This is a genomic window from Pseudomonas sp. 14P5.3.2 (assembly GCF_057799175.1).
In genome coordinates this window covers 151704-174751 of sequence record NZ_JBYOKU010000004.1, presented here as the reverse complement: position 1 = coordinate 174751, position 23048 = coordinate 151704, and the positions used below count along the sequence as shown (strand labels likewise).

General features: G+C 61.1%; 19 protein-coding genes. 8 read left to right on the top strand and 11 right to left on the bottom strand.

What is annotated here, in order from left to right:
* Nucleotides 1–9: 9 nt before the first annotated feature.
* The 6 genes from AC27VU_RS05035 to mreB all read right to left on the bottom strand — a co-directional run bounded on the left by AC27VU_RS05035 (nt 10) and on the right by mreB (nt 8840).
* Nucleotides 10–3813 (bottom strand): YhdP family protein, encoded by a 3804-nt coding sequence (locus tag AC27VU_RS05035; RefSeq protein ID WP_488723575.1) that lies wholly within the window; start codon nt 3811–3813, stop codon nt 10–12.
* 75 nt (nt 3814–3888) lie between these two features.
* Nucleotides 3889–5346 (bottom strand): ribonuclease G, encoded by a 1458-nt coding sequence (gene rng / locus AC27VU_RS05030; protein ID WP_003221665.1) that lies wholly within the window; start codon nt 5344–5346, stop codon nt 3889–3891.
* Between the two features lie 58 nt (nt 5347–5404).
* A complete protein-coding gene (locus AC27VU_RS05025) occupies nt 5405–6001 on the bottom strand; it encodes a Maf family protein (RefSeq protein WP_473018809.1) in 597 nt (198 codons plus the stop codon).
* 44 nt (nt 6002–6045) lie between these two features.
* On the bottom strand, nt 6046–6537 hold the full coding sequence (gene mreD / locus AC27VU_RS05020; RefSeq protein ID WP_003221660.1) for a rod shape-determining protein MreD: 492 nt from the start codon (nt 6535–6537) through the stop codon (nt 6046–6048).
* On the bottom strand, nt 6537–7661 hold the full coding sequence (gene mreC / locus AC27VU_RS05015) for a rod shape-determining protein MreC (protein ID WP_080593219.1): 1125 nt from the start codon (nt 7659–7661) through the stop codon (nt 6537–6539). Before mreC ends, mreD begins: the two co-directional genes overlap by 1 nt.
* Nucleotides 7662–7802: 141 nt before the next feature.
* A complete protein-coding gene (gene mreB / locus AC27VU_RS05010) occupies nt 7803–8840 on the bottom strand; it encodes a rod shape-determining protein MreB (protein WP_002555108.1) in 1038 nt (345 codons plus the stop codon).
* 211 nt (nt 8841–9051) lie between these two features.
* Between mreB and gatC the strand changes: the two genes are divergently transcribed.
* From gatC to AC27VU_RS04980, 6 genes are all read left to right on the top strand, one after another.
* On the top strand, nt 9052–9339 hold the full coding sequence (gatC, locus tag AC27VU_RS05005; protein WP_003221657.1) for an Asp-tRNA(Asn)/Glu-tRNA(Gln) amidotransferase subunit GatC: 288 nt from the start codon (nt 9052–9054) through the stop codon (nt 9337–9339).
* Between the two features lie 16 nt (nt 9340–9355).
* Nucleotides 9356–10807 carry an Asp-tRNA(Asn)/Glu-tRNA(Gln) amidotransferase subunit GatA gene (gene gatA, locus AC27VU_RS05000; RefSeq protein ID WP_488723574.1) on the top strand — a complete coding sequence of 484 codons (1452 nt, stop codon included), beginning with the start codon at nt 9356–9358 and terminating at the stop codon, nt 10805–10807.
* Between the two features lie 10 nt (nt 10808–10817).
* Nucleotides 10818–12263 carry an Asp-tRNA(Asn)/Glu-tRNA(Gln) amidotransferase subunit GatB gene (gene gatB / locus AC27VU_RS04995; RefSeq protein WP_003221653.1) on the top strand — a complete coding sequence of 482 codons (1446 nt, stop codon included), beginning with the start codon at nt 10818–10820 and terminating at the stop codon, nt 12261–12263.
* A 192-nt stretch (nt 12264–12455) separates the two neighbouring features.
* Complete coding sequence (locus AC27VU_RS04990; RefSeq protein WP_003221651.1) at nt 12456–12830, top strand: septal ring lytic transglycosylase RlpA family protein; 375 nt, start codon at nt 12456–12458, stop codon at nt 12828–12830.
* Between the two features lie 46 nt (nt 12831–12876).
* Nucleotides 12877–13938 carry a calcium/sodium antiporter gene (locus AC27VU_RS04985; RefSeq protein ID WP_003221649.1) on the top strand — a complete coding sequence of 354 codons (1062 nt, stop codon included), beginning with the start codon at nt 12877–12879 and terminating at the stop codon, nt 13936–13938.
* Nucleotides 13935–14315: a carboxymuconolactone decarboxylase family protein gene (locus AC27VU_RS04980; protein WP_003221648.1), complete on the top strand. Its 381-nt coding sequence runs from the start codon at nt 13935–13937 to the stop codon at nt 14313–14315. Before AC27VU_RS04985 ends, AC27VU_RS04980 begins: the two co-directional genes overlap by 4 nt.
* Before the next feature lie 155 nt (nt 14316–14470).
* Here AC27VU_RS04980 and AC27VU_RS04975 read toward each other — a convergent pair whose 3' ends face one another.
* From AC27VU_RS04975 to kdgD, 5 genes are all read right to left on the bottom strand, one after another.
* Nucleotides 14471–15412: an AEC family transporter gene (locus AC27VU_RS04975; protein ID WP_103485933.1), complete on the bottom strand. Its 942-nt coding sequence runs from the start codon at nt 15410–15412 to the stop codon at nt 14471–14473.
* Between the two features lie 259 nt (nt 15413–15671).
* On the bottom strand, nt 15672–17225 hold the full coding sequence (gene garD / locus AC27VU_RS04970) for a galactarate dehydratase (RefSeq protein WP_488723573.1): 1554 nt from the start codon (nt 17223–17225) through the stop codon (nt 15672–15674).
* An 11-nt stretch (nt 17226–17236) separates the two neighbouring features.
* Nucleotides 17237–18601 carry an MFS transporter gene (locus AC27VU_RS04965; protein ID WP_003221643.1) on the bottom strand — a complete coding sequence of 455 codons (1365 nt, stop codon included), beginning with the start codon at nt 18599–18601 and terminating at the stop codon, nt 17237–17239.
* A 176-nt stretch (nt 18602–18777) separates the two neighbouring features.
* On the bottom strand, nt 18778–20223 hold the full coding sequence (locus tag AC27VU_RS04960) for an aldehyde dehydrogenase family protein (RefSeq protein WP_201135801.1): 1446 nt from the start codon (nt 20221–20223) through the stop codon (nt 18778–18780).
* A gap of 60 nt (nt 20224–20283) precedes the next feature.
* Complete coding sequence (kdgD, locus tag AC27VU_RS04955; RefSeq protein WP_003221638.1) at nt 20284–21195, bottom strand: 5-dehydro-4-deoxyglucarate dehydratase; 912 nt, start codon at nt 21193–21195, stop codon at nt 20284–20286.
* Between the two features lie 237 nt (nt 21196–21432).
* Between kdgD and AC27VU_RS04950 the strand changes: the two genes are divergently transcribed.
* Nucleotides 21433–22737: a phospholipase gene (locus AC27VU_RS04950; RefSeq protein WP_488723572.1), complete on the top strand. Its 1305-nt coding sequence runs from the start codon at nt 21433–21435 to the stop codon at nt 22735–22737.
* Nucleotides 22738–22748: 11 nt separating this feature from the next.
* Nucleotides 22749–22937, top strand: coding sequence for a hypothetical protein (locus tag AC27VU_RS04945; protein WP_488723571.1), 189 nt, complete (start codon nt 22749–22751; stop codon nt 22935–22937).
* The last annotated feature ends 111 nt before the right edge of the window (nt 22938–23048 follow it).

Below are 23048 nucleotides of genomic sequence, written 5' to 3'. Positions count from 1 at the left end.
TATGGCTGTTCAAAAAGGCTTGTCGAAGGTGATTTTCGGTTCTTTCCACGGGCCTTTGACGGTGTACTTGACGCTGGCGAAGCGTGCCACACGGTCACCGATCAGCTTGTCGATCAGGAACAACGCCCCGCCCACCGCCGGCGCGCCGACAATCAACGCGGCAATCGGCAGGTTGTTGGTCACCGGCAAGGTCACCAGCAATTTCGCATCGACCTGCTCACGCACCAGATCCAGCGTACCGTTGAGTTCCAGATTGCTCGACGGCCCGGTCAGGCGAATCGGCTCGCGAGTGTCATAGACACCGGCGTTGGCCACCAGCAGGCCCTTGACCCGGTCGTAGCTCAGGCCCTTGCCGAACAAGTCGGAGAAATCCAGACGCAGGCGGCGGCCGATGGAGTTGAAGTTGAGCAGACCGAACACCCGCAACGCCTGCGCGCCGCCCTCCACTTCAACGAACTGACCTTTATTGAGCGAGGCATCCAGCGTGCCCGAGAAACGCTTGGTCGCCAGCCATGCCGGCGAACCGGGCCAGCGGCCATCGACGTCCATGTGAAACTCTTCACTGGTCACGCTCGGTGCAAAGCCCCAGCCCTTGAGCACATCGGCGAGGTTCTTGCCGCTGATCCGGCCCTTGAACCAACTGTTGGTCGACCCCGGTGTACCTTCCCAGCCGCCATTACCCTGCAACAGGATGCCCTTGAGGCCCATGTCCATATTGTTCAGGGCAATGCCTTTGGCCGTTGGCCGCACCTTGAGCGACCAGCCGCCCACCAGATCCGGGCCGAGGTACAACTGATTGATGGTGATATCCAGCGCAGGAATCTTCGTCGGGTCGACCGAAACCAGCGGGTCGGGCGAGTTCTCGTCAGCCTGCACCGTCGGATCCGGCGCCGGCAGGCGCACGTATTGCAGATTGACCCCAATCGGTGCGCCCTTGGCATCAGGCAGGCTGGCCGAGCCCTTGGCCTGCTGGCTGTCGAGCGACAGATTCCAGGCCCACGGTTTGCGGTTGACCTGCACTGCCGCCTGATCGAGCGTGGTGCCAAAAGCGGTGAGCTTGCCCACCTTGAAGTCGGCACTGTTGAGCAGTTGCTTGGCGCTGCCACCCGGGTCGTTGCCGGCGTATTTGCTGACCAGATCCTGCCACGGTGCGACGTCCAGCTCCGACAGCACACCACGAATGCGCAAACCCTTGGCCTCCGGCAGAACCGCATCGCCCGTACCGAGGAACAATTCGCCGCGGCCATCGGCGAAATTGCTCGGTGGCGCCGCGAAAGTGAAACTGGCCAGCTGATCGTAGCTGACCCAGTAGCGCCGCTCCGGACCTTGCAGGGTCATGCGGAATACCGTGTCCCGGCCCTGCTGGGCCGACATGCCGAACGGTGCCGGCAGATCCACCGCCACACCTTTCATGTTGGAGCTGACCGTCAGCTGGCTGTCGCTGCCGTCGAGGTTGACCTGCAACTGATAGGGAATGGTCCCGGACACCGGCAACGGCTGAGTCACGCCCAGCCAGTCAGTGAGTTTCTTCACCTCGACCTGCCCGGAGGCGGCGACCCGGGTCTTGATCTTGTTGGCGCTGCCATCGGCAAAAATCTGCGCGGTGACTGGCTTGTCGAACGCCTGCGCCGCGATGTTCTGCCCGCTCAGCCCCTTGGCGCTGTCAAAACGGAAATCGCCTTTGAGCTGGCTCAGTTCAAGTTTCGGTTCTGCCAGTTTCAGGCGCGCATTGGCAGTCTTGAAGTCGACGACAATCTTCGGCTGATCACCCTTTTCCAGCGGAATATCGAGTTTGACCTTGCCTTGCAGATCGCCCTCGCCTTCCCAGCCGGCAAAGGTTTCGCCGGTGCCGATCGGCGCGGTCTGCAGTATTTTCAGTCCGTCGCCCAGCCCACCGGAAAAACCGCCGTCGAGGAACAGATGGGTATGTTGTCCGGCCTGCACATGGGGAATGTTGACGAAGACGTCACTGACCTGCGTGTCGAGCAACTGGCCCTTGTCGGCCACGATGCGCACGCCGCTGTCCTCGATGAACACGTCGCCGCTGACCTTGCTCACATGCGGCCAGCCCGGCTGGAACGCCAGTTCGGCATCATGCACCTTGAAGAACAGGCTGATACTGCGATCGACATCCTTGGCGTTCTTGTTCAACGAGCCCTGGTACTGGAAGAACCCCTGGTCCACGGCACCTTTGAGGATCGCCGTGCGCAACCACTCGTCGAGGGCCGGGCTCAAGACTTCGGGCAGGTACTTGGCGGTGTAACGACCGTCGCCATCGACCAGTCCGACGCGCAGGTCCATGTAGTCTTCCTGGCTATGGTCGAAGTGCAGGCGGATCAGGAAGTCGCCGGCAATCTTGCCCTCTTCGCCCAGCACTTTCAGGTAAGGCGCGATCAGGGTGAAACCGTCTTTGTCGAGTTTCCAGGTCAAGCGGGCGTTGGCCTGAATGTATTGCCATGGCTTGGCGAAGATCGGGTCGAGGTGCAGGACGAAATCCTTGCTGTCCAGGCGCAGTTCACCGCCGTCGAGGTTGCCGCTTAGGCTGCCACTGACGTTTCGCGCCGCCGGGGCACCGTGATAGGCATCGAAACCGACATTATCGAGGTTGGCAGCGAAGCCGAATTTCGAGCCGTCGGTGGCGTTCGGGCGAAAATCCAGCAGCACGTTGCGCAGTCCGCCCGTCACCTTCAGGTGGTCGACGACCGTGGCGACGCTTTCGGGCAACGGCCCCAGCGCATTGAGCAACGGCGTGAGCGGTGTCAGATCAAGGCGATCGGCCTGCAAGTGCCACAGCTCATCGGCTTTATCGGTGGCCACCGTCTGCTTGAGTTGCACATGGGATTCCCAGCGGGTCTCGCCAAAATTCATTGCCAACGAATCGAGGGTAACGATCGCGCCCTCGTCATCCCGCTGGTAATAACCGTTGAGCGCCAGATTGCTGATCTTGATCGGTTTGCGCTCGGCATAAGCGCCGGTCACCTGCGGCGCATTCAAACGCACGGCGGCGCTTTGCAGGGCGCCGTCGTTCCAGTTCACCCACAGCTCGCCGCCGGCCTTGATCTGGGAAAAATTCCACTGCTGGGTCAAACGCTCGGGCAGCCACTTTGACCAATCGCTTTGCGGCAGGCTGACATAACCCTCCACCGAACTGTCCGGCAATTGAGAGGGGCGAATCCGCGTACGCAGGCTCATCGCCACCGGCTGCCCGTCGGGCAAGGTCAGACGGGCGTCGAGACGCTGACGGCTGCTGCCGGTTTTCAGATTGAGGCCGACGTAGGTAAAGGTCATCGGCGCCTGATCCAGCGGCTGCACGGTCACCTGACTGTCGAGCACCGACAGTTGCTGAATAATCTGCGAGCGATTGAACAATTGTTCGGGATCAAGCGGCTGGTCGTTCTGCACTGGCAGGCCTTCCAGTGCCCAGGTGCCGTCCTGCGCTTGTTTGACGCTGATCTTCAGGCCGTTCAGTTCAAGATGGGCGATGCGTACTTCGCGCGCCAGCACACTGGCCCAGAGGTCAGGCACCACGCGGACCCGGTCCAGACGTAAGGCATTGGCGCCGTCACCGACCATCACATCGTGGGCCAGCAGAATCGGCGCGAATCCGCTCCAGTTGCCTTCCAGTTCGCCGATCTGCAATGGCATGCCGAGCGCGGCCGTGGCCTTGTCTTCGATATCGGTGCGGTATTCCGCCACCAGCGGCGTCAGTTCCCGACCGAGGCTGACGTACAACGCCATCAGCACCAGAACCAACGCGCACAGGCCCAGCCCCCAGCGGGTCAGCGCGGCCAAAATGCGTGTCAGACGCTCCATGTCAGTTGGCTCCCATGGCAATAAAACTACTAAAAGCTGAGGCCAGCCGTTGTGGATTAAATGTGCTGCAGGGGTTCAGAGCAGCACCACGTCATATTGTTCCTGGGAATACATGGTTTCGACCTGAAAGCGTATGGTGCGGCCGATGAACCCTTCAAGCTCGGCGACGTTACCGGATTCTTCGTCGAGCAGCCGATCCACCACTTTCTGGTTCGCCAATACCCGATAACCCTCAGCCTGATAGGCCCGGGCTTCACGCAGAATCTCGCGGAAAATCTCGTAACAGATGGTTTCCGGAGTCTTCAACTTGCCACGCCCCTGGCAACTGCTGCACGGCTCGCACAGCACTTGTTCAAGACTTTCGCGGGTGCGCTTGCGGGTCATCTGCACCAGGCCCAACTCGGTGATGCCGATGATGTTGGTCTTGGCGTGATCACGTTCGAGCTGTTTTTCCAGGGTGCGCAGCACCTGACGCTGATGCTCTTCATCTTCCATGTCGATGAAGTCGATGATGATGATCCCGCCCAGATTGCGCAGGCGCATCTGCCGGGCAATCGCGGTGGCCGCTTCGAGGTTGGTCTTGAAGATGGTTTCTTCGAGATTGCGATGGCCAACGAACGCGCCGGTGTTGACGTCGATGGTGGTCATGGCTTCCGCCGGATCGACCACCAGATAACCGCCGGACTTGAGCGGCACTTTGCGCTCGAGGGCTTTCTGGATTTCGTCTTCGACGCCATACAGGTCGAAAATCGGCCGCTCGCCCGGATAGTGTTCCAGACGATCGGCGATTTCCGGCATCAGTTCGGCGACGAACTGCGTGGTTTTCTGGAAGGTTTCCCGGGAGTCGATACGGATCTTCTCGATCTTCGGGCTGACCAGGTCGCGCAGGGTGCGCAGGGCCAGACCGAGGTCTTCGTAAATCACGCTCGGCGCGCCAATGGTCTTGATCTGCTCGCTGATCTGATCCCACAGACGGCGCAGATAGCGGATGTCCATGAGGATTTCATCAGCCCCGGCCCCCTCGGCGGCGGTACGCAGGATGAAGCCACCGGCCTCCTTGATCCCTTCCTTGGCCACACAATCGCTGACCACCTGCTTGAGGCGTTCGCGCTCGGCTTCGTCTTCGATTTTCAGGGAAATGCCGACGTGGGCGGTGCGCGGCATGTACACCAGATAGCGCGACGGAATCGACAGCTGAGTCGTCAGTCGTGCACCTTTCGAGCCGATCGGGTCCTTGGTCACCTGCACCACCAGACTCTGGCCTTCGTGCACCAGCGAACTGATGCTTTCCACCGCCGGGCCTTCGCGCAGGGAGATTTCCGAGGCGTGAATGAAGGCCGCACGATCCAGACCGATATCGACGAATGCCGCCTGCATGCCCGGCAGCACCCGGACAATCTTGCCTTTATAGATGTTGCCGACGATCCCGCGCTTTTGCGTGCGCTCAACGTGGACTTCTTGCAGCACACCGTTTTCGACCACCGCCACGCGCGATTCCATCGGCGTGATGTTGATCAGAATCTCTTCACTCATGGCAGGGTCTCGTTCAGGCATGTTCACGATAATGGCCGCATCTTGATTCGTACGACGCTCATTGCGCGTTCAGGTTTTGCCAACAGGGTATGCCGAAATGGCCCAACAGTTCTGCGGTTTCGCAAACCGGCAGCCCGACCACGGCCGAATAGCTGCCATTGAGCCCCGCGACAAACACCGCGCCGAGGCCCTGAATGCCATAACCGCCAGCCTTGTCCCGAGGTTCACCGCTGGCCCAGTAGGCCGCCGCTTCTTCACGGCTGATCGAGCGAAACCGCACCAGACTGCGCACCACTCGCGACTCGCAACGCTGGCCTTCCAGCACCGCGACGGCGGTCAGCACTTCATGCTCCTTGCCGGACAACATCATCAGCATGGCGCATGCGTCGGCTTCGTCCACCGGTTTGCCAAGAATTTTGCCGTCGAGCACCACCGCGGTGTCCGCGCCCAGAACGCAAAACGCCGCGTCGGACACCCGCGTGCGTCGACCGGCCTCGGCCTTGCCACGCGCGAGGCGTTCGACATAGGCCGAGGGCAATTCTTCGGGAAGCGGGGTTTCATCGATGTCCGCACTGATGGCGGCGAACGGCACGCCGATCTGCGTGAGCAACTCACGCCGACGCGGCGAACCAGAGGCGAGGTAAAGCGGCTTCATCAAGACATCTCCCTTGTCGAGGTGCGGGCACATGCCTGACCGAATCAGTTGATTTTGTAGCGGCGGCGCAATCCACGCAAAGCAAAGCTGACCCAAGGCCAGAGCAAGGCGCTGGTCAAGGCTGGCAGCACCAGCGCCAGAGTTGGCTGGCGGTTGCCGGTCAGGGCACTCAGCCACAATTGAACCAGCTGGGCGAGGCCGAAGATCACCAGGATCACCAGGCATTGCTGCCACATCGGGAACATCCGCAGGCGTTGTTGCAAGGACAGCACCAGGAAGGTGATCAGGGTCAGGATCAAGGCGTTCTGCCCAAGCAGAGTGCCGTACAGCACATCTTCGGCCAACCCCAGGCAAAACGCCGTGACCATGCCCACGGTTTGCGGCAAGGCCAAGGCCCAGAATGCCAGCAGCAGCGCCAGCCAGAGCGGACGCAGGATTTCCATGAATTGCGGCATCGGCGACACGCTGAGCAGCAGACCGATGAGAAATGTCAGCCAGACCATCCAGCCGTTACGGGAAGCAGTAGCCCCAACCATTATTCTTGTCTCCCGGTATTGGCCGGCGCGGTGACCGGCGGTTTCGCCGCCGGACGCGCAGCAGGCTGGGACGCCGGCGGTTTACTCGCTGCCGCAGGCTTGGTCGCAGGCGGTTTGCTCGCTACCGGTTTGGCCGGCGTAGTGCTGGCCGCGGCGGCAGGTGCTGCGGGGGCGGTTGTTGCTGCAGCGGCAGCCGGGCTGTTGACGATTTTCGGCACCGTGGCAGGAAGCACCGGGCCACCGCCCTGCGCATCAAGATTTTCCTGGGCCTGCGCCGCATCGTTGGCGCGCTCTTCGGCGGTGCGGTTGTCGCTGAACACCAGCAGCAGATAACGGCTGCGGTTCAGCGCAGCGGTCGGCACCGCGCGGACAATCGCGAAAGGCTGGCCGGAATCGTGGATGACTTCCTTGACCGTCGCCACCGGATAACCGGCCGGGAAGCGCTGACCGAGGCCGGAGCTGACCAGCAGGTCGCCTTCCTTGATATCGGCGGTATCGGCAACGTGCCGCAGTTCCAGGCGTTCCGGATTGCCGGTGCCGCTGGCAATCGCCCGCAGACCGTTACGGTTCACCTGTACAGGAATGCTGTGAGTGGTGTCGGTCAGCAGCAGCACACGGGAGGTGTACGGCATCAACTCGACCACCTGGCCCATCAGACCGCGTGCATCGAGCACCGGCTGACCGAGCACCACGCCATCGCGCTCACCTTTATTGATGATGATGCGATGGGTGAAGGGATTGGGGTCCATGCCGATCAACTCGGCCACTTCGACCTTTTCGTTGACCAGTGCGGAGGAATTGAGCAACTCGCGCAGCCGCACGTTCTGCTCGGTGAGGGCGGCAAGCTTTTGCATGCGGCCCTGCAACAGCAGGTTTTCGGTCTTGAGTTTTTCGTTTTCGGCGACAAGCTCGGTGCGACTGCCGAACTGACTGGCGACCCCTTCCCACAGCCGTCCGGGCAGGTCGGTGATCCAGTAGGCGTCCATCAACACCAGCGACGCTTGTTTGCGCGCGGGTTTGAGCAGGTCGAAGCGGGCATCGACCACCATCAGTGCGACCGATAGCACGGCCAACACCAACAGGCGCACACCCAACGAAGGGCCTTTGGCGAAAAGCGGTTTAATAAGCCGCTCCTCCCAGGCAAATGTTCTGTTTATTCATACGGCATCAAACCGGCCTGGATGAAGACTGACAGAAGATAAACGCCAACAGGCAGCACTGCAAAGTGCTGCCTGTGCGCTCACCCACGTATTGCAACCCAGCGCTTATTCGCTGGAGAGCAGGTCCATGGTGTGCTTGTCCATCATTTCCAATGCACGGCCACCGCCGCGAGCAACACAGGTCAGCGGATCTTCGGCAACGATCACCGGCAGACCGGTTTCCTGAGCCAGCAGCTTGTCGAGGTCACGCAGCAGCGCGCCACCACCGGTCAGCACCAGGCCACGCTCGGCGATGTCGGAAGCCAGTTCCGGCGGCGATTGCTCCAGCGCGCTTTTCACCGCCTGAACGATAGTAGCCAGCGACTCTTGCAGAGCTTCCAGCACTTCGTTGGAGTTCAGGGTGAATGCGCGTGGAACGCCTTCGGCCAGGTTACGACCGCGAACGTCGACTTCGCGCACTTCGCCGCCCGGGTAGGCCGTACCGATTTCCTGCTTGATGCGCTCGGCAGTCGATTCACCGATCAGGCTGCCGTAGTTGCGGCGCACGTAGGTGATGATCGCTTCGTCGAAGCGGTCGCCGCCGACGCGGACGGATTCGGCATAGACCACACCGTTCAGGGAGATCAGCGCGATTTCAGTGGTACCACCACCGATATCGACGACCATCGAACCGCGTGCTTCTTCAACCGGCAGGCCGGCACCGATCGCAGCAGCCATTGGCTCTTCGATCAGGAACACTTCACGGGCACCGGCACCAAGGGCCGATTCACGGATGGCACGACGCTCGACCTGGGTGGATTTGCATGGAACGCAGATCAGCACACGAGGGCTGGGCTGCAGAAAGCTGTTTTCGTGAACCTTGTTGATAAAGTATTGCAGCATCTTTTCGCAGACGCTGAAGTCGGCGATCACGCCGTCCTTCATCGGACGAATGGCAGCAATGTTGCCCGGCGTACGACCGAGCATGCGCTTGGCTTCGGTGCCGACAGCTACGACACTTTTCTGGTTACCGTGTGTCCGAATGGCCACAACCGATGGCTCATTCAGGACGATACCGCGCTCGCGCACGTAAATAAGGGTGTTGGCAGTGCCCAGGTCAATGGAAAGATCGCTGGAAAACATGCCACGCAGTTTCTTGAACATGGGAAAGGGACCCTAGGCAACGCGTGGGTAAAAAAGTGCGGCAAACTCTAACAACGACAGGGATTTTGGGCAAGGCGCCAATATGTTAAATTGGCCGCTTTTCTGTGCACCAAGCCCCACAATCGCGGCCTTATGACCGTAGAAGTGCGGTAGTGTTCCGACAATCTAACACACGGACGCCGTCCGTTCTGTTTTCCACTGGAGAATCCCGATGGCGCTAGAACGCTCCGACGTGGAAAAAATCGCACATCTGGCCTGCCTTGGCCTGAATGATGCCGATCTTCCGCACATTACTTCCGCCCTCAACAGCATTCTCGGGCTGGTCGACGAAATGCAGGCCGTTGATACCGACGGTATCGAGCCTTTGGCCCACCCGCTGGAAGCCAGTCAGCGCCTGCGCGCCGACGTCGTGACCGAGACCAATCACCGCGAGGCCTATCAGTCCATCGCACCAGCGGTCGAAAACGGCCTGTATCTGGTTCCGAAAGTCATCGACTAAAGGGAAAGAGCCTGCAATGCATCAAATGACTCTGGCCGAGATCGCCCGCGGTCTCGCCGATAAAAAGTTTTCCTCCGAAGAGCTGACCAAAGTCCTGCTGGCGCGTATTACCCAGCTCGATCCGCAGCTCAACAGTTTCATCAGCCTCACCGAAGAGCTGGCGCTGGCGCAGGCGAAAGCCGCCGATGCACGCCGGGCCAACGGTGAGAGCGGCGCCCTGCTCGGTGCGCCGATCGCTCACAAGGACCTGTTCTGCACCCAGGGCATCCGCACCAGTTGCGGTTCGAAGATGCTCGACAACTTCAAGGCCCCGTACGACGCCACCGTGGTCGCGAAACTGGCCGCTGCCGGTGCCGTGACTCTGGGTAAGACCAACATGGACGAATTCGCCATGGGTTCGGCCAACGAGTCGAGCTGGTACGGCGCGGTGAAGAACCCGTGGAACCTGGAACACGTGCCGGGCGGTTCGTCCGGTGGTTCGGCTGCAGCAGTTGCCGCTCGTCTGTTGCCGGCGGCCACGGCCACCGACACCGGTGGTTCGATTCGTCAGCCAGCTGCATTCACCAACCTCACCGGCCTGAAACCGACCTACGGTCGTGTTTCGCGCTGGGGCATGATCGCTTACGCCTCCAGCCTCGATCAGGGCGGCCCGTTGGCGCGCACTGCCGAAGACTGCGCGATTTTGTTGCAAGGTATGGCCGGGTTCGATCAGAACGACTCCACCAGCATCGATGAGCCGGTTCCGGATTACTCCGCCAGCCTCAACACTTCGCTGCAGGGCCTGCGCATCGGCGTGCCGAAGGAATACTTCAGCGCCGGTCTCCACCCGCGTATCGCCGAACTGATCCAGAACAGCATCAAAGAGCTGCAGAAGCTCGGTGCCGTGATCAAGGAAATCAGCCTGCCGAACATGCAGCACGCGATCCCTGCGTACTACGTGATCGCCCCGGCCGAGGCCTCCTCGAACCTGTCGCGTTTCGACGGCGTGCGTTTCGGCCATCGCTGCGAGAACCCGGAAAACCTGATCGACCTGTACAAGCGCTCGCGTGGCGAAGGCTTCGGGCCGGAAGTGCAGCGCCGGATCATGGTCGGTGCCTACGCGCTGTCCGCCGGTTACTACGACGCCTACTACCTGAAAGCGCAGAAGATCCGTCGCCTGGTGAAGAACGACTTCATGGCGGCCTTTAATGAAGTCGACATCATCCTCGGCCCAACCACGCCGAACCCGGCCTGGAAGCTCGGCGCCAAGAACAGCGACCCGGTCGCTGCCTATCTGGAAGACGTCTACACCATCACCGCCAACCTCGCGGGCCTGCCGGGCCTGTCGATGCCGGCCGGTTTTGTCGACGGTCTGCCGGTTGGCGTGCAGTTGCTTGCGCCGTATTTCCAGGAAGGCCGTTTGCTCAATGTTGCGCACCAGTATCAGTTGAACACTGACTGGCACACCCGCACCCCAACCGGCTTCTGAGGAGACACACATGCAATGGGAAGTCGTGATCGGGCTGGAGATTCACACTCAGCTCACTACCCGGTCGAAAATCTTTTCCGGTAGTTCTACCCAGTTCGGCTCCGAGCCGAACACCCAGGCCAGCCTGATCGACCTGGGCATGCCCGGCGTATTGCCGGTGCTGAACCAGGAAGCGGTGCGCATGGCGGTGATGTTCGGTCTGGCGATTGACGCCGAGATCGGTCAGCACAACGTGTTCGCCCGCAAAAACTACTTCTACCCGGATCTGCCGAAGGGCTACCAGATCAGCCAGATGGAATTGCCGATCGTCGGCAAGGGCCACCTGGACATCGCGCTGGAAGACGGCACCGTCAAACGTGTCGGCATCACCCGCGCGCACCTGGAAGAAGACGCCGGCAAGAGCCTGCACGAAGAATTCAACGGCGCCACCGGCATCGACCTGAACCGTGCCGGCACGCCGCTGCTGGAAATCGTTTCCGAGCCTGACATGCGCAGTGCCAAGGAAGCCGTGGCTTACGTTAAGGCGATCCACGCGCTGGTGCGTTACCTGGGCATCTGCGACGGCAACATGGCCGAAGGTTCGCTGCGTTGCGACTGCAACGTGTCGGTACGTCCGAAAGGCCAGGTCGAGTTCGGCACCCGCTGCGAGATCAAGAACGTCAACTCGTTCCGCTTCATCGAGAAGGCGATCAACTCCGAGATCCAGCGGCAGATCGAGCTGATCGAAGACGGCGGCAAAGTGATCCAGCAGACCCGTCTGTACGATCCGAACAAGGACGAGACCCGTCCGATGCGCTCCAAAGAGGAAGCCAACGACTACCGTTACTTCCCCGACCCGGACCTGCTGCCAGTGGTCATCGAAGAGTCGTTCCTCGGCGAGGTGCGTGCCACCCTGCCGGAACTGCCACCGCAAAAACGCGAGCGCTTCCAGAGCCAGTTCGGTCTGTCGGCCTACGACGCCAACGTGCTGGCCACCAGCCGTGAGCAAGCGGACTACTTCGAGAAAGTCGCCGCCATCGGCGGCGACGCCAAACTGGCGGCGAACTGGGTGATGGTCGAGTTGGGCAGCCTGCTCAACAAGCAAGGCCTGGACATCGACGAGTCGCCAGTGTCCGCCGAGCTGCTGGGCGGCATGCTGCAGCGCATCAAGGACAACACCATCTCCGGCAAGATCGCCAAAGTGGTGTTCGAAGCGATGGCCAACGGCGAAGGCACGGCAGACGAGATCATCGACAAGCGCGGTCTCAAGCAAGTGACCGACACCGGCGCCATCTCGGCGGTGCTGGACGAAATGCTCGCGGCCAACGCCGAGCAGGTCGAGCAATACCGCGCGGCAGACGAAGCCAAACGCGGCAAGATGTTCGGCTTCTTCGTCGGTCAGGCCATGAAGGCTTCGAAAGGCAAGGCCAACCCGCAGCAAGTGAACGAACTGCTGAAAAGCAAGCTCGAAGGCTGACCACAAATGGAGCCAGCATTTGTTACTGGCTCTGATCCCCTGTGGCGAGGGAGCTTGCTCCCGCTGGTCTGCGCAGCAGACCCAAGTCGGCAACCGCACTCTTCCAGAAAGAATGTGGTTGCCGGTTTTGCGACCGCTTCGCGGCCGAGCGGGAGCAAGCTCCCTCGCCACAATTATTTTGGGAGCTTTCGAATGAAACGCCTGCTCGGCGCGTGCGCCCTGCTCTCCTTGCTCGCCGGTTGCGCCAGCAACGACATCATCGACCCGCACGGTTACGACCAGACCGGGGTCGCCTCCTACTACGGCGCCCAACACCACGGCAAACGCACCGCCAGCGGCGAAGCGTTCAACCAGCATTCCCTGACCGCCGCCCATCGCCAACTGCCATTCGGTACGCGGGTGAAGGTCACCAACCTGAAAAATGACAAATCCTGCGTGGTGCGCATCAACGACCGCGGACCGCATACCCGTGGCCGTCTGATTGATGTTTCACGCGAAGCCGCCGAACAACTCGGTATGCTCGGCAGCGGTACGGCACGGGTTCGCGTGCAGGCCCTCGACGACTGATGGAGCACCCGCCATTTTCGCGCTAGCCGATTTACCGCTGATCAACGTGATCGAACTGCTCAGTGGCCTGCTACTGCTGATCCTCGGCGCCGAACTGATGGTGCGCGCCGCCGTGCGTCTCGCCGCACGCTTGCATGTGCGACCACTGATCATCGGCCTGACCATCGTCGCCCTCGGCAGCAGTGCCCCGCAGATGGCAGTCAGCCTGCAAGCGACCCTCGCGCACAATCCCGACATCGCCGTCGGCAGCGTGATCGGCAGCAGCATCTTCAACATCCTCGTGACCCTCGGCCTGTCGGCACTGATCATTCCGTTACGGGTTTCGCGACAGCTGGTGCGTCTGGATATTCCGCTGATGATCGGCGCCAGTCTGCTGGTGTTCGTCCTCGCCTGGAATGAACAGATCAGCCGCTTCGACGGCGTCCTGCTGCTCGCCGCGCTGGCGTTGTATCTGGGCTTGCTGCTGCGCCAGTCGCGGCACTCGGCGCGCCCGCATTCGGAATTGCCGCAAACCCCGCAGGCGCCGTGGCTCAGCAGTCTGCTGATGATCGCTGTCGGGCTGGCGCTGCTGGTGTTCGCCGGGCATTTGCTGCTCGGCGCCGCCGTGGCGGTGGCGACCGATCTGGGCTTCTCCGAGCGGGTGATCGGCCTGACCGTGGTCGCGGTCGGCACCTCGCTGCCGGAACTCGCCACCTCACTGATCGCGGCACTGCGCGGGCAACGCGATATCGCCGTGGGCAACGTGATCGGCGCCAACCTGTTCAATCTGCTGGGAGTGCTCGGCATCACCGCACTGATCGCGCCGACACCGTTGTCGGTCTCGCCCAACGCGCTGGACTTCGACTTGCCGGTGATGCTCGGCGTCGCCGCGCTGTGCCTGCCGGTGTTCTATTCCGGCTACCGCGTGACCCGCGCCGAAGGCTTGTTGCTGCTCGGTTTGTACCTGGCTTACGGGCTGCACGTGGTGTCGTTCACCACCGGCATGCCGCTGGCCGGCAAACTGGAAAAGCTGATGCTGTTTTACGTGCTGCCGACGCTGCTGGCGTTCCTGTTGTTCACGTCCGTACGCGCCTGGCGCCGCCAACACCACAAGAGGGATGTGCCATGACCGATTCGCAGAAAACCGGGGTTGAAATCCGCCGTCAGGTAATGGGCGATGCGTTCGTTGATCGCGCGCTGGGCAACGCCACCGAATTCACTCAGCCATTGCAGGATTTCGTCAATGAGCACGCCTGGGGCGGCGTGTGGAATCGCGAAGGTCTGCCACTGAAAACCCGCAGCCTGATCACCCTCGCCGCGCTGACCGCGTTGAAGTGTCCGCAGGAATTGAAGGGCCACGTGCGGGGTGCGCTGAACAATGGCTGCACGGTCGAGGAGATTCGTGAAGCGTTGCTGCATTGCGCGGTGTACGCCGGGGTGCCGGCGGCGATTGATGCGTTTCGGGCGGCGCAGGAAGTGATCGACAGTTACCAGAAACCTGAGTGATGCACTGGAAGTCGGGAAGTCTGATCTGACGCCTTCGCGAGCAAGCCCGCTCCCACAGGGTTCTTTGGTGTTGTTGAAATCTGATTAACAACACAAAAACCTGTGGGAGCGGGCTTGCTCGCGAAGAGGCCCGCAGGAGCAACCCGAGTCTCAGGCTAGATCCACCCACCCCACTGCAACAGAAAGATCCCGATATTGGTGGTCACCGCCGCCATCAGCGTCGTCATGACAATGATCGCCGCCGCCAACTCATGATTGCCCTGCGCCGCGCGGGCCATGACGAAACTGGCTGCCGCCGTCGGGCTGCCGAAGTACAGAAACAGAATCCCCAGTTCCGCCCCCCGAAAACCCCACAGCCACGCGCCGAGCGTCGCCAGCAGCGGCAGGCCGATCATCTTCACCAGGCTCGAACTCAGCGCCATGCTGCCGCTCTTGCGCAGCGCCGCCAGTGACAACGTGCCGCCAATGCAGATCAGCGCCAGCGGCAAGGTGGTTTGTGCCAGATACTGCCCGGAAGTTTCCAGCCAGCCCGGCAGGCTGAGCTTGAACCAGGCAAACGGCGCCGCCGCGATCACGCTGATGATCAACGGATTGCTGAACACGCTTTTGCAGATGCTCCACGGATCGGACTTGATCACCGGGCTGTACACCGCGAGCACGATGGTCGATAGGGTGTTGTAGAACAGGATCACCAGCGCCGCGAGAATCGCCCCGAGGGAAATCCCGTAGTCGCCGTACATGCTCGCCGCCAGCGCCAGACCAATCACCCCGTTGTTGCCGCGAAACGCGCCCTGGGTGTAGATGCCGCGATCTTCACGCGGGCACTTGATGATCGCCCAGCCCCAGGCCAGGGCAAAACTCGCCAGCGTGGCGAGCGCAAAATAGATCAGCAGCGCCGGTTGCAGCGCGGCGTGCAGATCCGCATGCAGAATCCCCAGAAACAGCAGCGCCGGCATGCTCACGTTGAACACCAGCGCCGAGGCCGTGTGGATAAAGTTGTCGTTGATCCACTCGATACGCTTGAGCAACACCCCGAGGAACAGCATGGCGAACACCGGCGCGGTGATATTCAGGGTGTCGAGGAAGATTGCCAGCATGCCGGGGGAGCCTTTGGGTGAGCGTCGTCAGGGCTTAATGATAAGCCAAAAGCTTGAAAAGCCCCTCACCCTAACCCTCTCCCGGAGGGAGAGGGGACTGACTGAGGTGTGGTGCGTCATACATCGACCTGCAATACCGAGTCGACTATGGATTCGGCAAAGCATTTTCAGGTCGGTGTATTACTAAAATATTCCCGGATCGGCCCCCTCTCCCCCCGGGAGAGGGTTGGGGTGAGGGTAGCTTTTGCCTCACAAACCATCAGGTAATCGGCGCCGGATTGAACAAGGTGATGTCGTTATGCAGCTTGTGCTTCTCCGCCCAGGTCTGCTGCTTGCCGCTCGCCACATCCAGGTAGTAGTGGAACAACTCCCAGCCCAATTCCTCGATGGTCGCGCGCCCGGTGGCGATCCGTCCGGCATCGATGTCGATCAGATCCGGCCAGCGCTGCGCCAGTTCGGTCCGGGTCGAGACCTTGACCACCGGCGCCATCGCCAGGCCATACGGTGTCCCACGCCCGGTGGTGAACACATGCAGGTTCATCCCCGCTGCCAACTGCAAGGTGCCGCAGACAAAATCACTCGCCGGTGTTGCGCAGAAGATCAGGCCCTTGCGCTTGAAACGCTCGCCCGGGCCGAGCACGCCGTTGATCGCGCTGCTGCCGGATTTGACGATCGAACCCAGGGACTTCTCGACAATGTTCGACAACCCGCCCTTCTTGTTACCCGGCGTGGTGTTGGCGCTGCGATCCGCTTCGCCCTTGGCCAGATAGCGGTCGTACCAGTCCATCTCGCGCACCAGTTCCTGCGCCACGGTCTTGGTCTCGGCACGGGAGGTCAGCAGATAGATTGCATCGCGCACTTCGGTGACTTCGGAAAACATCACCGTAGCTCCTGCGCGCAGCAGCAAGTCCGAGGCATAACCCAGCGCCGGGTTGGCGGTGATTCCGGAGAACGCATCGCTGCCGCCGCACTGCATGCCGAGGATCAGCTCCGACGCCGGCACGGTTTCGCGGCGGCGCTGGTCGAGCTTCTTCAAACGGACTTCAGCCAGCGCCATGATCTGCTCGATCATCTCGGTAAAACCGTGGCTGGAATCCTGCAAGCGATACAGCCACGGCTCGCTGAGATCTACTGAGGCATCGTCCTCGTGCATCACCTGCCCGGCCTGCAATTTCTCGCAGCCGAGGCTGATCACCAGCGCTTCGCCACCGAGGTTCGGGTTGCGCGCCAGATTGCGCACGGTGCGGATCGGGATGTAGGCATCGGTGGCGGTGATCGCCACGCCACAACCGTAACTGTGGGTCAGCGCCACTACGTCATCGACGTGCGGGTATTTCGGCAGCAGTTCGTCCTTGATGCGTTTCACCGCATGATCGAGCACACCGGTCACGCACTGCACCGTGGTAGTGATCCCGAGGATGTTGCGCGTACCGACGGTGCCGTCGGCGTTGCGGTAACCCTCAAAGGTGAAACCTTCCAGCGGGGCCTGCGCGGCCGGTACTTCGGTGGACAGCGGCAGGCTGTCCAGCGGCGGCGCGGTCGGCATGCGCAGTTGATCTTCCTTGACCCAACTGCCGCGTGGAATCGGCTGCAACGCGTAGCCGATGGTCTGACCGTAGCGAATCACCTGACCGCCCTCGGGAATGTCTTCGAGGGTGACCTTGTGGCTCTGCGGCACAAAATCCACGGTCACCAGACCGTCCGGGAATTCGGTGCGGGCCGGTACGCCCTGGTCGTTGACCACAATCACTACGTTGTCCCGCTCGTGCAGGCGGATGTAGCGCGGCGAGTCGGAATGTTCAATCAACTGCATGACGCCGCTCCTCAGGAATGCGCTTGAGACAATTTGCCGGTGATTTCAGAACCACCGTTGGTTGGCGGCTCTTTGAGCACCACACGTTTGATCGGACCGACGATCACCAGGTAGCTGAACACCGCGACCAGTGCGTTGGCGCCGACGAACACCAGTGCCCACTTGAACGAACCGGTGGAGCTGATGATGTAGCCAATCACGATCGGTGTGGTGATCGACGCGATGTTGCCGAACATGTTGAACAAGCCACCACTGAGCCCGGCGATCTGTTTCGGCGAAGTGTCGGAGACCACTGCCCAGCCCAGCGCACCCACGCCTTTGCCGAAGAACGCCAGGGCCATGAAGCCGACCACCATCCATTCGATGTCCACGTAATTGCAGGCGACGATGCTGCTCGACACCAGCAGACCGCCGATGATCGGTGCCTTGCGGGCGAAGGTCAGCGAGTGCCCTTTGCGCAGCAGGTAATCGGAAATCACCCCGCCGAGTACGCCGCCGATGAAGCCGCAGATCGCCGGCAACGAGGCGATGAAACCCGCCTTGAGAATGGTCATGCCGCGCTCCTGCACCAGGTACACCGGGAACCAGGTCAGGAAGAAATAAGTGATGCCGTTGATGCAGTACTGGCCCAGGTAAACGCCGAGCATCATGCGGTTGGTCAGCAACTGGCGGATGTAATCCCACTTCGGCCCGTCCGACTTTTTGCCTTGCTTCTGATCCATGTCGACCATGCCGCCGTTGTCGGCGATGAACTGCACTTCGGCGTCGTTGGCCATCGGGTGCTGGCGCGGGCTGTGGATAACCTTGAGCCAGATCAGCGAGAAGACAATGCCGAAACCGCCCATGACGATGAACACGTGTTCCCAGCCAAAGGTATAGACAATCCAGCCCATCAGCGGCGCGAACAGCACCGTGGCGAAGTATTGCGCCGAGTTGAAAATCGCCGAAGCGGTGCCACGTTCAGCAGTCGGGAACCACGCAGCGACAATTCGAGCGTTGCCGGGGAACGACGGCGCCTCGGCCAGGCCCACCAGAAAGCGCAGCATGAACAGCGCAACAATCGCCGTGGACATGCCGAACTCACCGACAAAGCCCTGCAGCACGGTGAACAGCGACCAGCAGAAAATGCTCAGGGCATAGACTTTTTTCGAGCCGAAGCGATCGAGCAGCCAGCCACCGGGGATCTGCCCGGCCACGTAGGCCCAACCGAAGGCGGAGAAGATATAACCGAGAGTGACCGCGTCGATGCCGAGGTCTTTTTGCAGGCTGGAACCGGCGATGGCGATGGTCGCGCGGTCGGCGTAGTTGATCGTGGTCACCAGGAACAACATGAGCAGGATCAAATAGCGGACGTGAGTCGGCTTGGACGGTTGCATGTAGATGTACTCCCACTGATTATTTTTATGCGCGGGTGAATCTGTTGTGCTGCATGTATTCCCTGTAGGAGCTGCCGAAGGCTGCGATCCTTTGATCTTCGGCGTCGTCCGTGACGCCAGAGAATCAAGATCAAAAGATCGCAGCCTTCGGCAGCTCCTACAGGGGTATTGCTGTATCAGGAGCCGATGTAGCTGGTCTTCACGACCGTGTAGAACTCTTGCGCATAGCGGCCTTGCTCACGTGAGCCATAGGATGAACCCTTACGGCCACCGAACGGAACGTGGTAATCGACACCGGCGGTCGGCAGGTTGACCATGACCATTCCGGCTTGCGAGTGACGCTTGAAGTGGTTGGCGTACTTCAGCGAGGTGGTGGCGATACCGGCGGACAGACCGAACTCGGTGTCGTTGGCCATCGCCAGCGCTGCCTCGTAATCGGCCACGCGAACAATGTTGGCCACCGGGCCGAAGATCTCTTCACGGCTGATGCGCATCGACGCTTCGCTGTCGGCAAACAGCGTTGGCGCGAGGAAGTAGCCTTCGGTGTCGCAGGTCACCAGACCACCACCGCTGACCAGACGTGCACCTTCGCTCTGGCCGATGTCGATGTACTTCATGTCCTGTTCCAGCTGCGCCTGCGACACCACCGGACCGATGTCGGTGCCGGATTTCAGCGCGTGGCCGACCTTGATCGACTTCATGCGTTCGGCCATCGCCTCGACGAACTTGTCGTGAATCCCGGCGGTGACGATCAGGCGGCTCGACGCCGTGCAACGCTGGCCGGTGGAGTAGAACGCGCTCTGCACCGACAGCTCGACCGCTTGTTTGAGGTCAGCGTCGTCGAGAATGATCTGCGGGTTCTTGCCACCCATTTCCAGCTGCACCTTGGCCTGGCGCGACACGCAATTAACGGCGATCTGCCGACCCACGCCGACCGAACCGGTGAAGCTGATGCCATCGACTTTCGGGCTGTTGACCAGCGCTTCACCGACTACCCGGCCGCTGCCCATCACCAGGTTGAACACGCCGGCCGGGAAGCCTGCGCGGGAGATGATTTCCGCCAGTGCCCAGGCACAGCCCGGCACCAGGTCCGCCGGTTTCAAGACCACGCAGTTGCCGTAGGCCAGCGCCGGGGCGATCTTCCATGCCGGGATGGCAATCGGGAAGTTCCAAGGGGTGATCAGACCGACCACGCCGAGGGCTTCGCGGGTCACTTCGACGTTGACGCCCGGACGCACCGACGGCACGTAATCGCCGGACAGCCGCAGACATTCACCAGCGAAGAACTTGAAGATGTTGCCGGCGCGGGTCACTTCGCCGATGGCTTCGGGCAGGGTCTTGCCCTCCTCCCGGGCCAGCAGGGTGCCGAGATCTTCGCGACGGGCGAGGATTTCCGTGCCGACTTTATCCAGCGCATCGTGACGGGCCTGAATACCGGACGTCGACCACGCCGGGAACGCGGCGCGGGCGGCATCGATGGCGGCGTGAACCTGAGTCAGGTCAGCCTTGGCGTAGTCGCCGATGGTGTCGCTCAACTCGGACGGATTGATGTTCGCCGAATAATCGGCACCGGCGACCCATTCACCGTTGATGTAGTTGTCGTAACGCTTGGAATCAGCCACAGAAAATTCTCCTCTCTACGCAAAAGCCGCTGATTGCTCAGCGGCCTTGTGGGTCGGTGTTTATTGCGCGCCTTGCTTGTCGATCAGCGCGGCGAGCATTTCGAATTCTTCGCCGGTCAGGTCGGTCAGCGGCGCCCGCACCGGGCCTGCGTCATAGCCGGCAATCTTGGCCCCGGCCTTGACGATGCTCACGGCGTAACCGGCTTTGCGGTTGCGGATGTCGAGGTACGGCAGGAAGAAGTCGTCGATGATCTTGCCGACGGTGGCGTGATCGTCGCGGGCAATCGCGTGGTAGAAATCCATCGCGGTTTTCGGAATGAAGTTGAACACCGCCGACGAGTAAACCGGCACGCCCAGCGCCTTGTAGGCGGCGGCGTAGACTTCAGCGGTCGGCAGGCCGCCGAGGTAGCTGAAGCGATCGCCGAGGCGACGACGGATCGACACCATCAGCTCGATATCGCCCAGACCGTCCTTGTAGCCGATCAGGTTCGGGCAGCGTTCGGCCAGACGTTCCAGCAGTGGCGCGGTCAGGCGGCAGACGTTGCGGTTGTAGACCACCACGCCGATGTTCACCGATTTGCACACGGCTTCAACGTGGGCGGCGACGCCGTCCTGGCTGGCTTCGGTCAGGTAATGCGGCAGCAGCAACAGGCCTTTGGCACCCAGACGCTCGGCTTCCTGGGCGTACTCGATGGCTTGACGGGTCGAACCGCCGACACCGGCCAGAATCGGCACGCTGGTGGCGCAGGTGTCGACCGCAGTCTTGATGATTTCCGAGTATTCGCTGGCTGCCAGGGAGAAGAACTCACCGGTGCCACCGGCGGCGAACAGTGCCGAAGCGCCATACGGGGCCAGCCATTCCAGACGCTTGATGTAGCTGGCGCGGTTGAAATCGCCCTGGGCGTTGAAATCGGTGACCGGGAACGACAACAGACCGGCGGAGAGGATGGACTTCAGTTCTTGTGGATTCATTTTTCGAACACCCTGGGTAGCAACATTTTTTGTGAGTTTTATGATTCAGCCAGCGCTGAAGTTGTAGGTCATCGTACAACTTAAAAGACAACCGTCAACTGCATTTCATCGTTGCCCCACGCTTTTTGTCGGACAAGATCCCTTCTTGACGTAGGAAAAATCTGGTCTAGGCTCGATTAGTCTGTATATCCATACAGTTAAAAATAAATCCACCGACGGCATATCAAGGAGCAAGAAATGTCCGGACCGCACCCAAAACCACAGGAAAGACCCAAACCGCTGATCGCTCGTTTCGATGATCTTTTCACGGAAAACGGCATCCACTTCAGCGCCGACAATCCGCATCTGGTGTTGCACATCGCCGACGCCCACAGCGATGTCGAACCGCTAAGCGCCCCGCCCGGCAACACCCTCAAAGGCAAGCCCAAACTGCGCTTCGAAGGTGGCGAGCACACGGCCATCGGCGACAACACCCTGCTGCGCCTTGCTGAAAACGCTGAACCGATCCGCGCGCAAAACGTGCCCTTGCACCTGCCCAACGGCCTCGCGCTCACCTACGGTCAGGTGCTGGCGCTGGGCGGTGATTTCTACGGCGTGGTTGATCGACCGATCAACGAAGGTGCGACCCCGGCCGATCGCCTGAACCGGTTCAATGCCGCCTTCGACTCCCTCGCAGTACTCCCGGCCTCGCGCGCCGAGGCCACGCAGATTCTCGCGGTCATGCAAAAAGAGATCGACGCGGTTAAACAAGCGATCCAGGACGGTAAACCGGCGCACGAAGCCTACGACGCACTGGGAGATACGTTGTCCGAAGAGTGGAACAAGATCACCGGTGGCGGCAGTTTCGTCTCCGCGCTGATCCCGCTCGGGCGTTATCTGAAACTGGCGGCGAACAACGCCGACCACTTCGGCGAATGGGCAAGACTGGCTTATATCGCCGGTCACACCGCCGCCCTGCAAACCGCCATCGCCGCCCGCGCCAGTCAGGATAAACAGCAACTGGCGCGCGCCTACGCGATGAACGCGTTTGCCGACCACTTCCTCACCGACCTGTTCTCATCCGGCCACTTGCGAGTACCGCGCAAGGAGCTTGCCGCGGTGGTGACCCCGAGCGATCTGGGTTCACTGATCACCCGTTTCATGCACGACGAGGACAGCAAATTCGGCCTCAAGGTGGGTAACGCCCATGGCGATCAATGGCGCGCGTACGGCGACAAGCGCTACTTCGAAGCCAGCGACGCGGACAACCGCACCCAGGTCAATCTGGCGGTGCAGGCCTCGGCGGATGAGGTGTTTGCCGCTTACTTGAGCGGCACGCTGCCCGCCCCGTCCACATTCGCCGCACTGCAACGCGTGCCCGACCTGACGGCGGTGCTGAATATTTCCAATAACTTCGCGCCGCTGTTCCGCGTCGAGGGCAGCAAAGTCTTGCGCCGCAAAGATGTGAACAACCTCAACGACACCGCCACCGTCGACAACTGGTGGGGCTGGAGCACCTACCTGCTGCTCAAGGACTATCACCCGAGCGGCAACGTCAATTAAGGAGAATGGGCATGACGAGCAAATTGAAACTGGAACTGGCGTCGGGGCAATCGCTGCAAGGGGCGCCGCTGGAGTTGCTGGCCGATGGCAAGCCGATTGCGCGGGGGGTTGTGGATCAATCAGGCGAAGTGGCGTTTGCTGCCAAGCCGGGTAAAGCGAAACTGGCGGTGAGGGTGGATCGTTCGATATTGTCGCGCTGAATTCACGGGCCCCTTCGCGAGCAAGCCCGCTCCCACAATGGATCTCGGCTGAACTCAAAATCCGGGCTCACCGAAAATCCAGGGTGGGAGCGGGCTTGCTCGCGAAAGCGG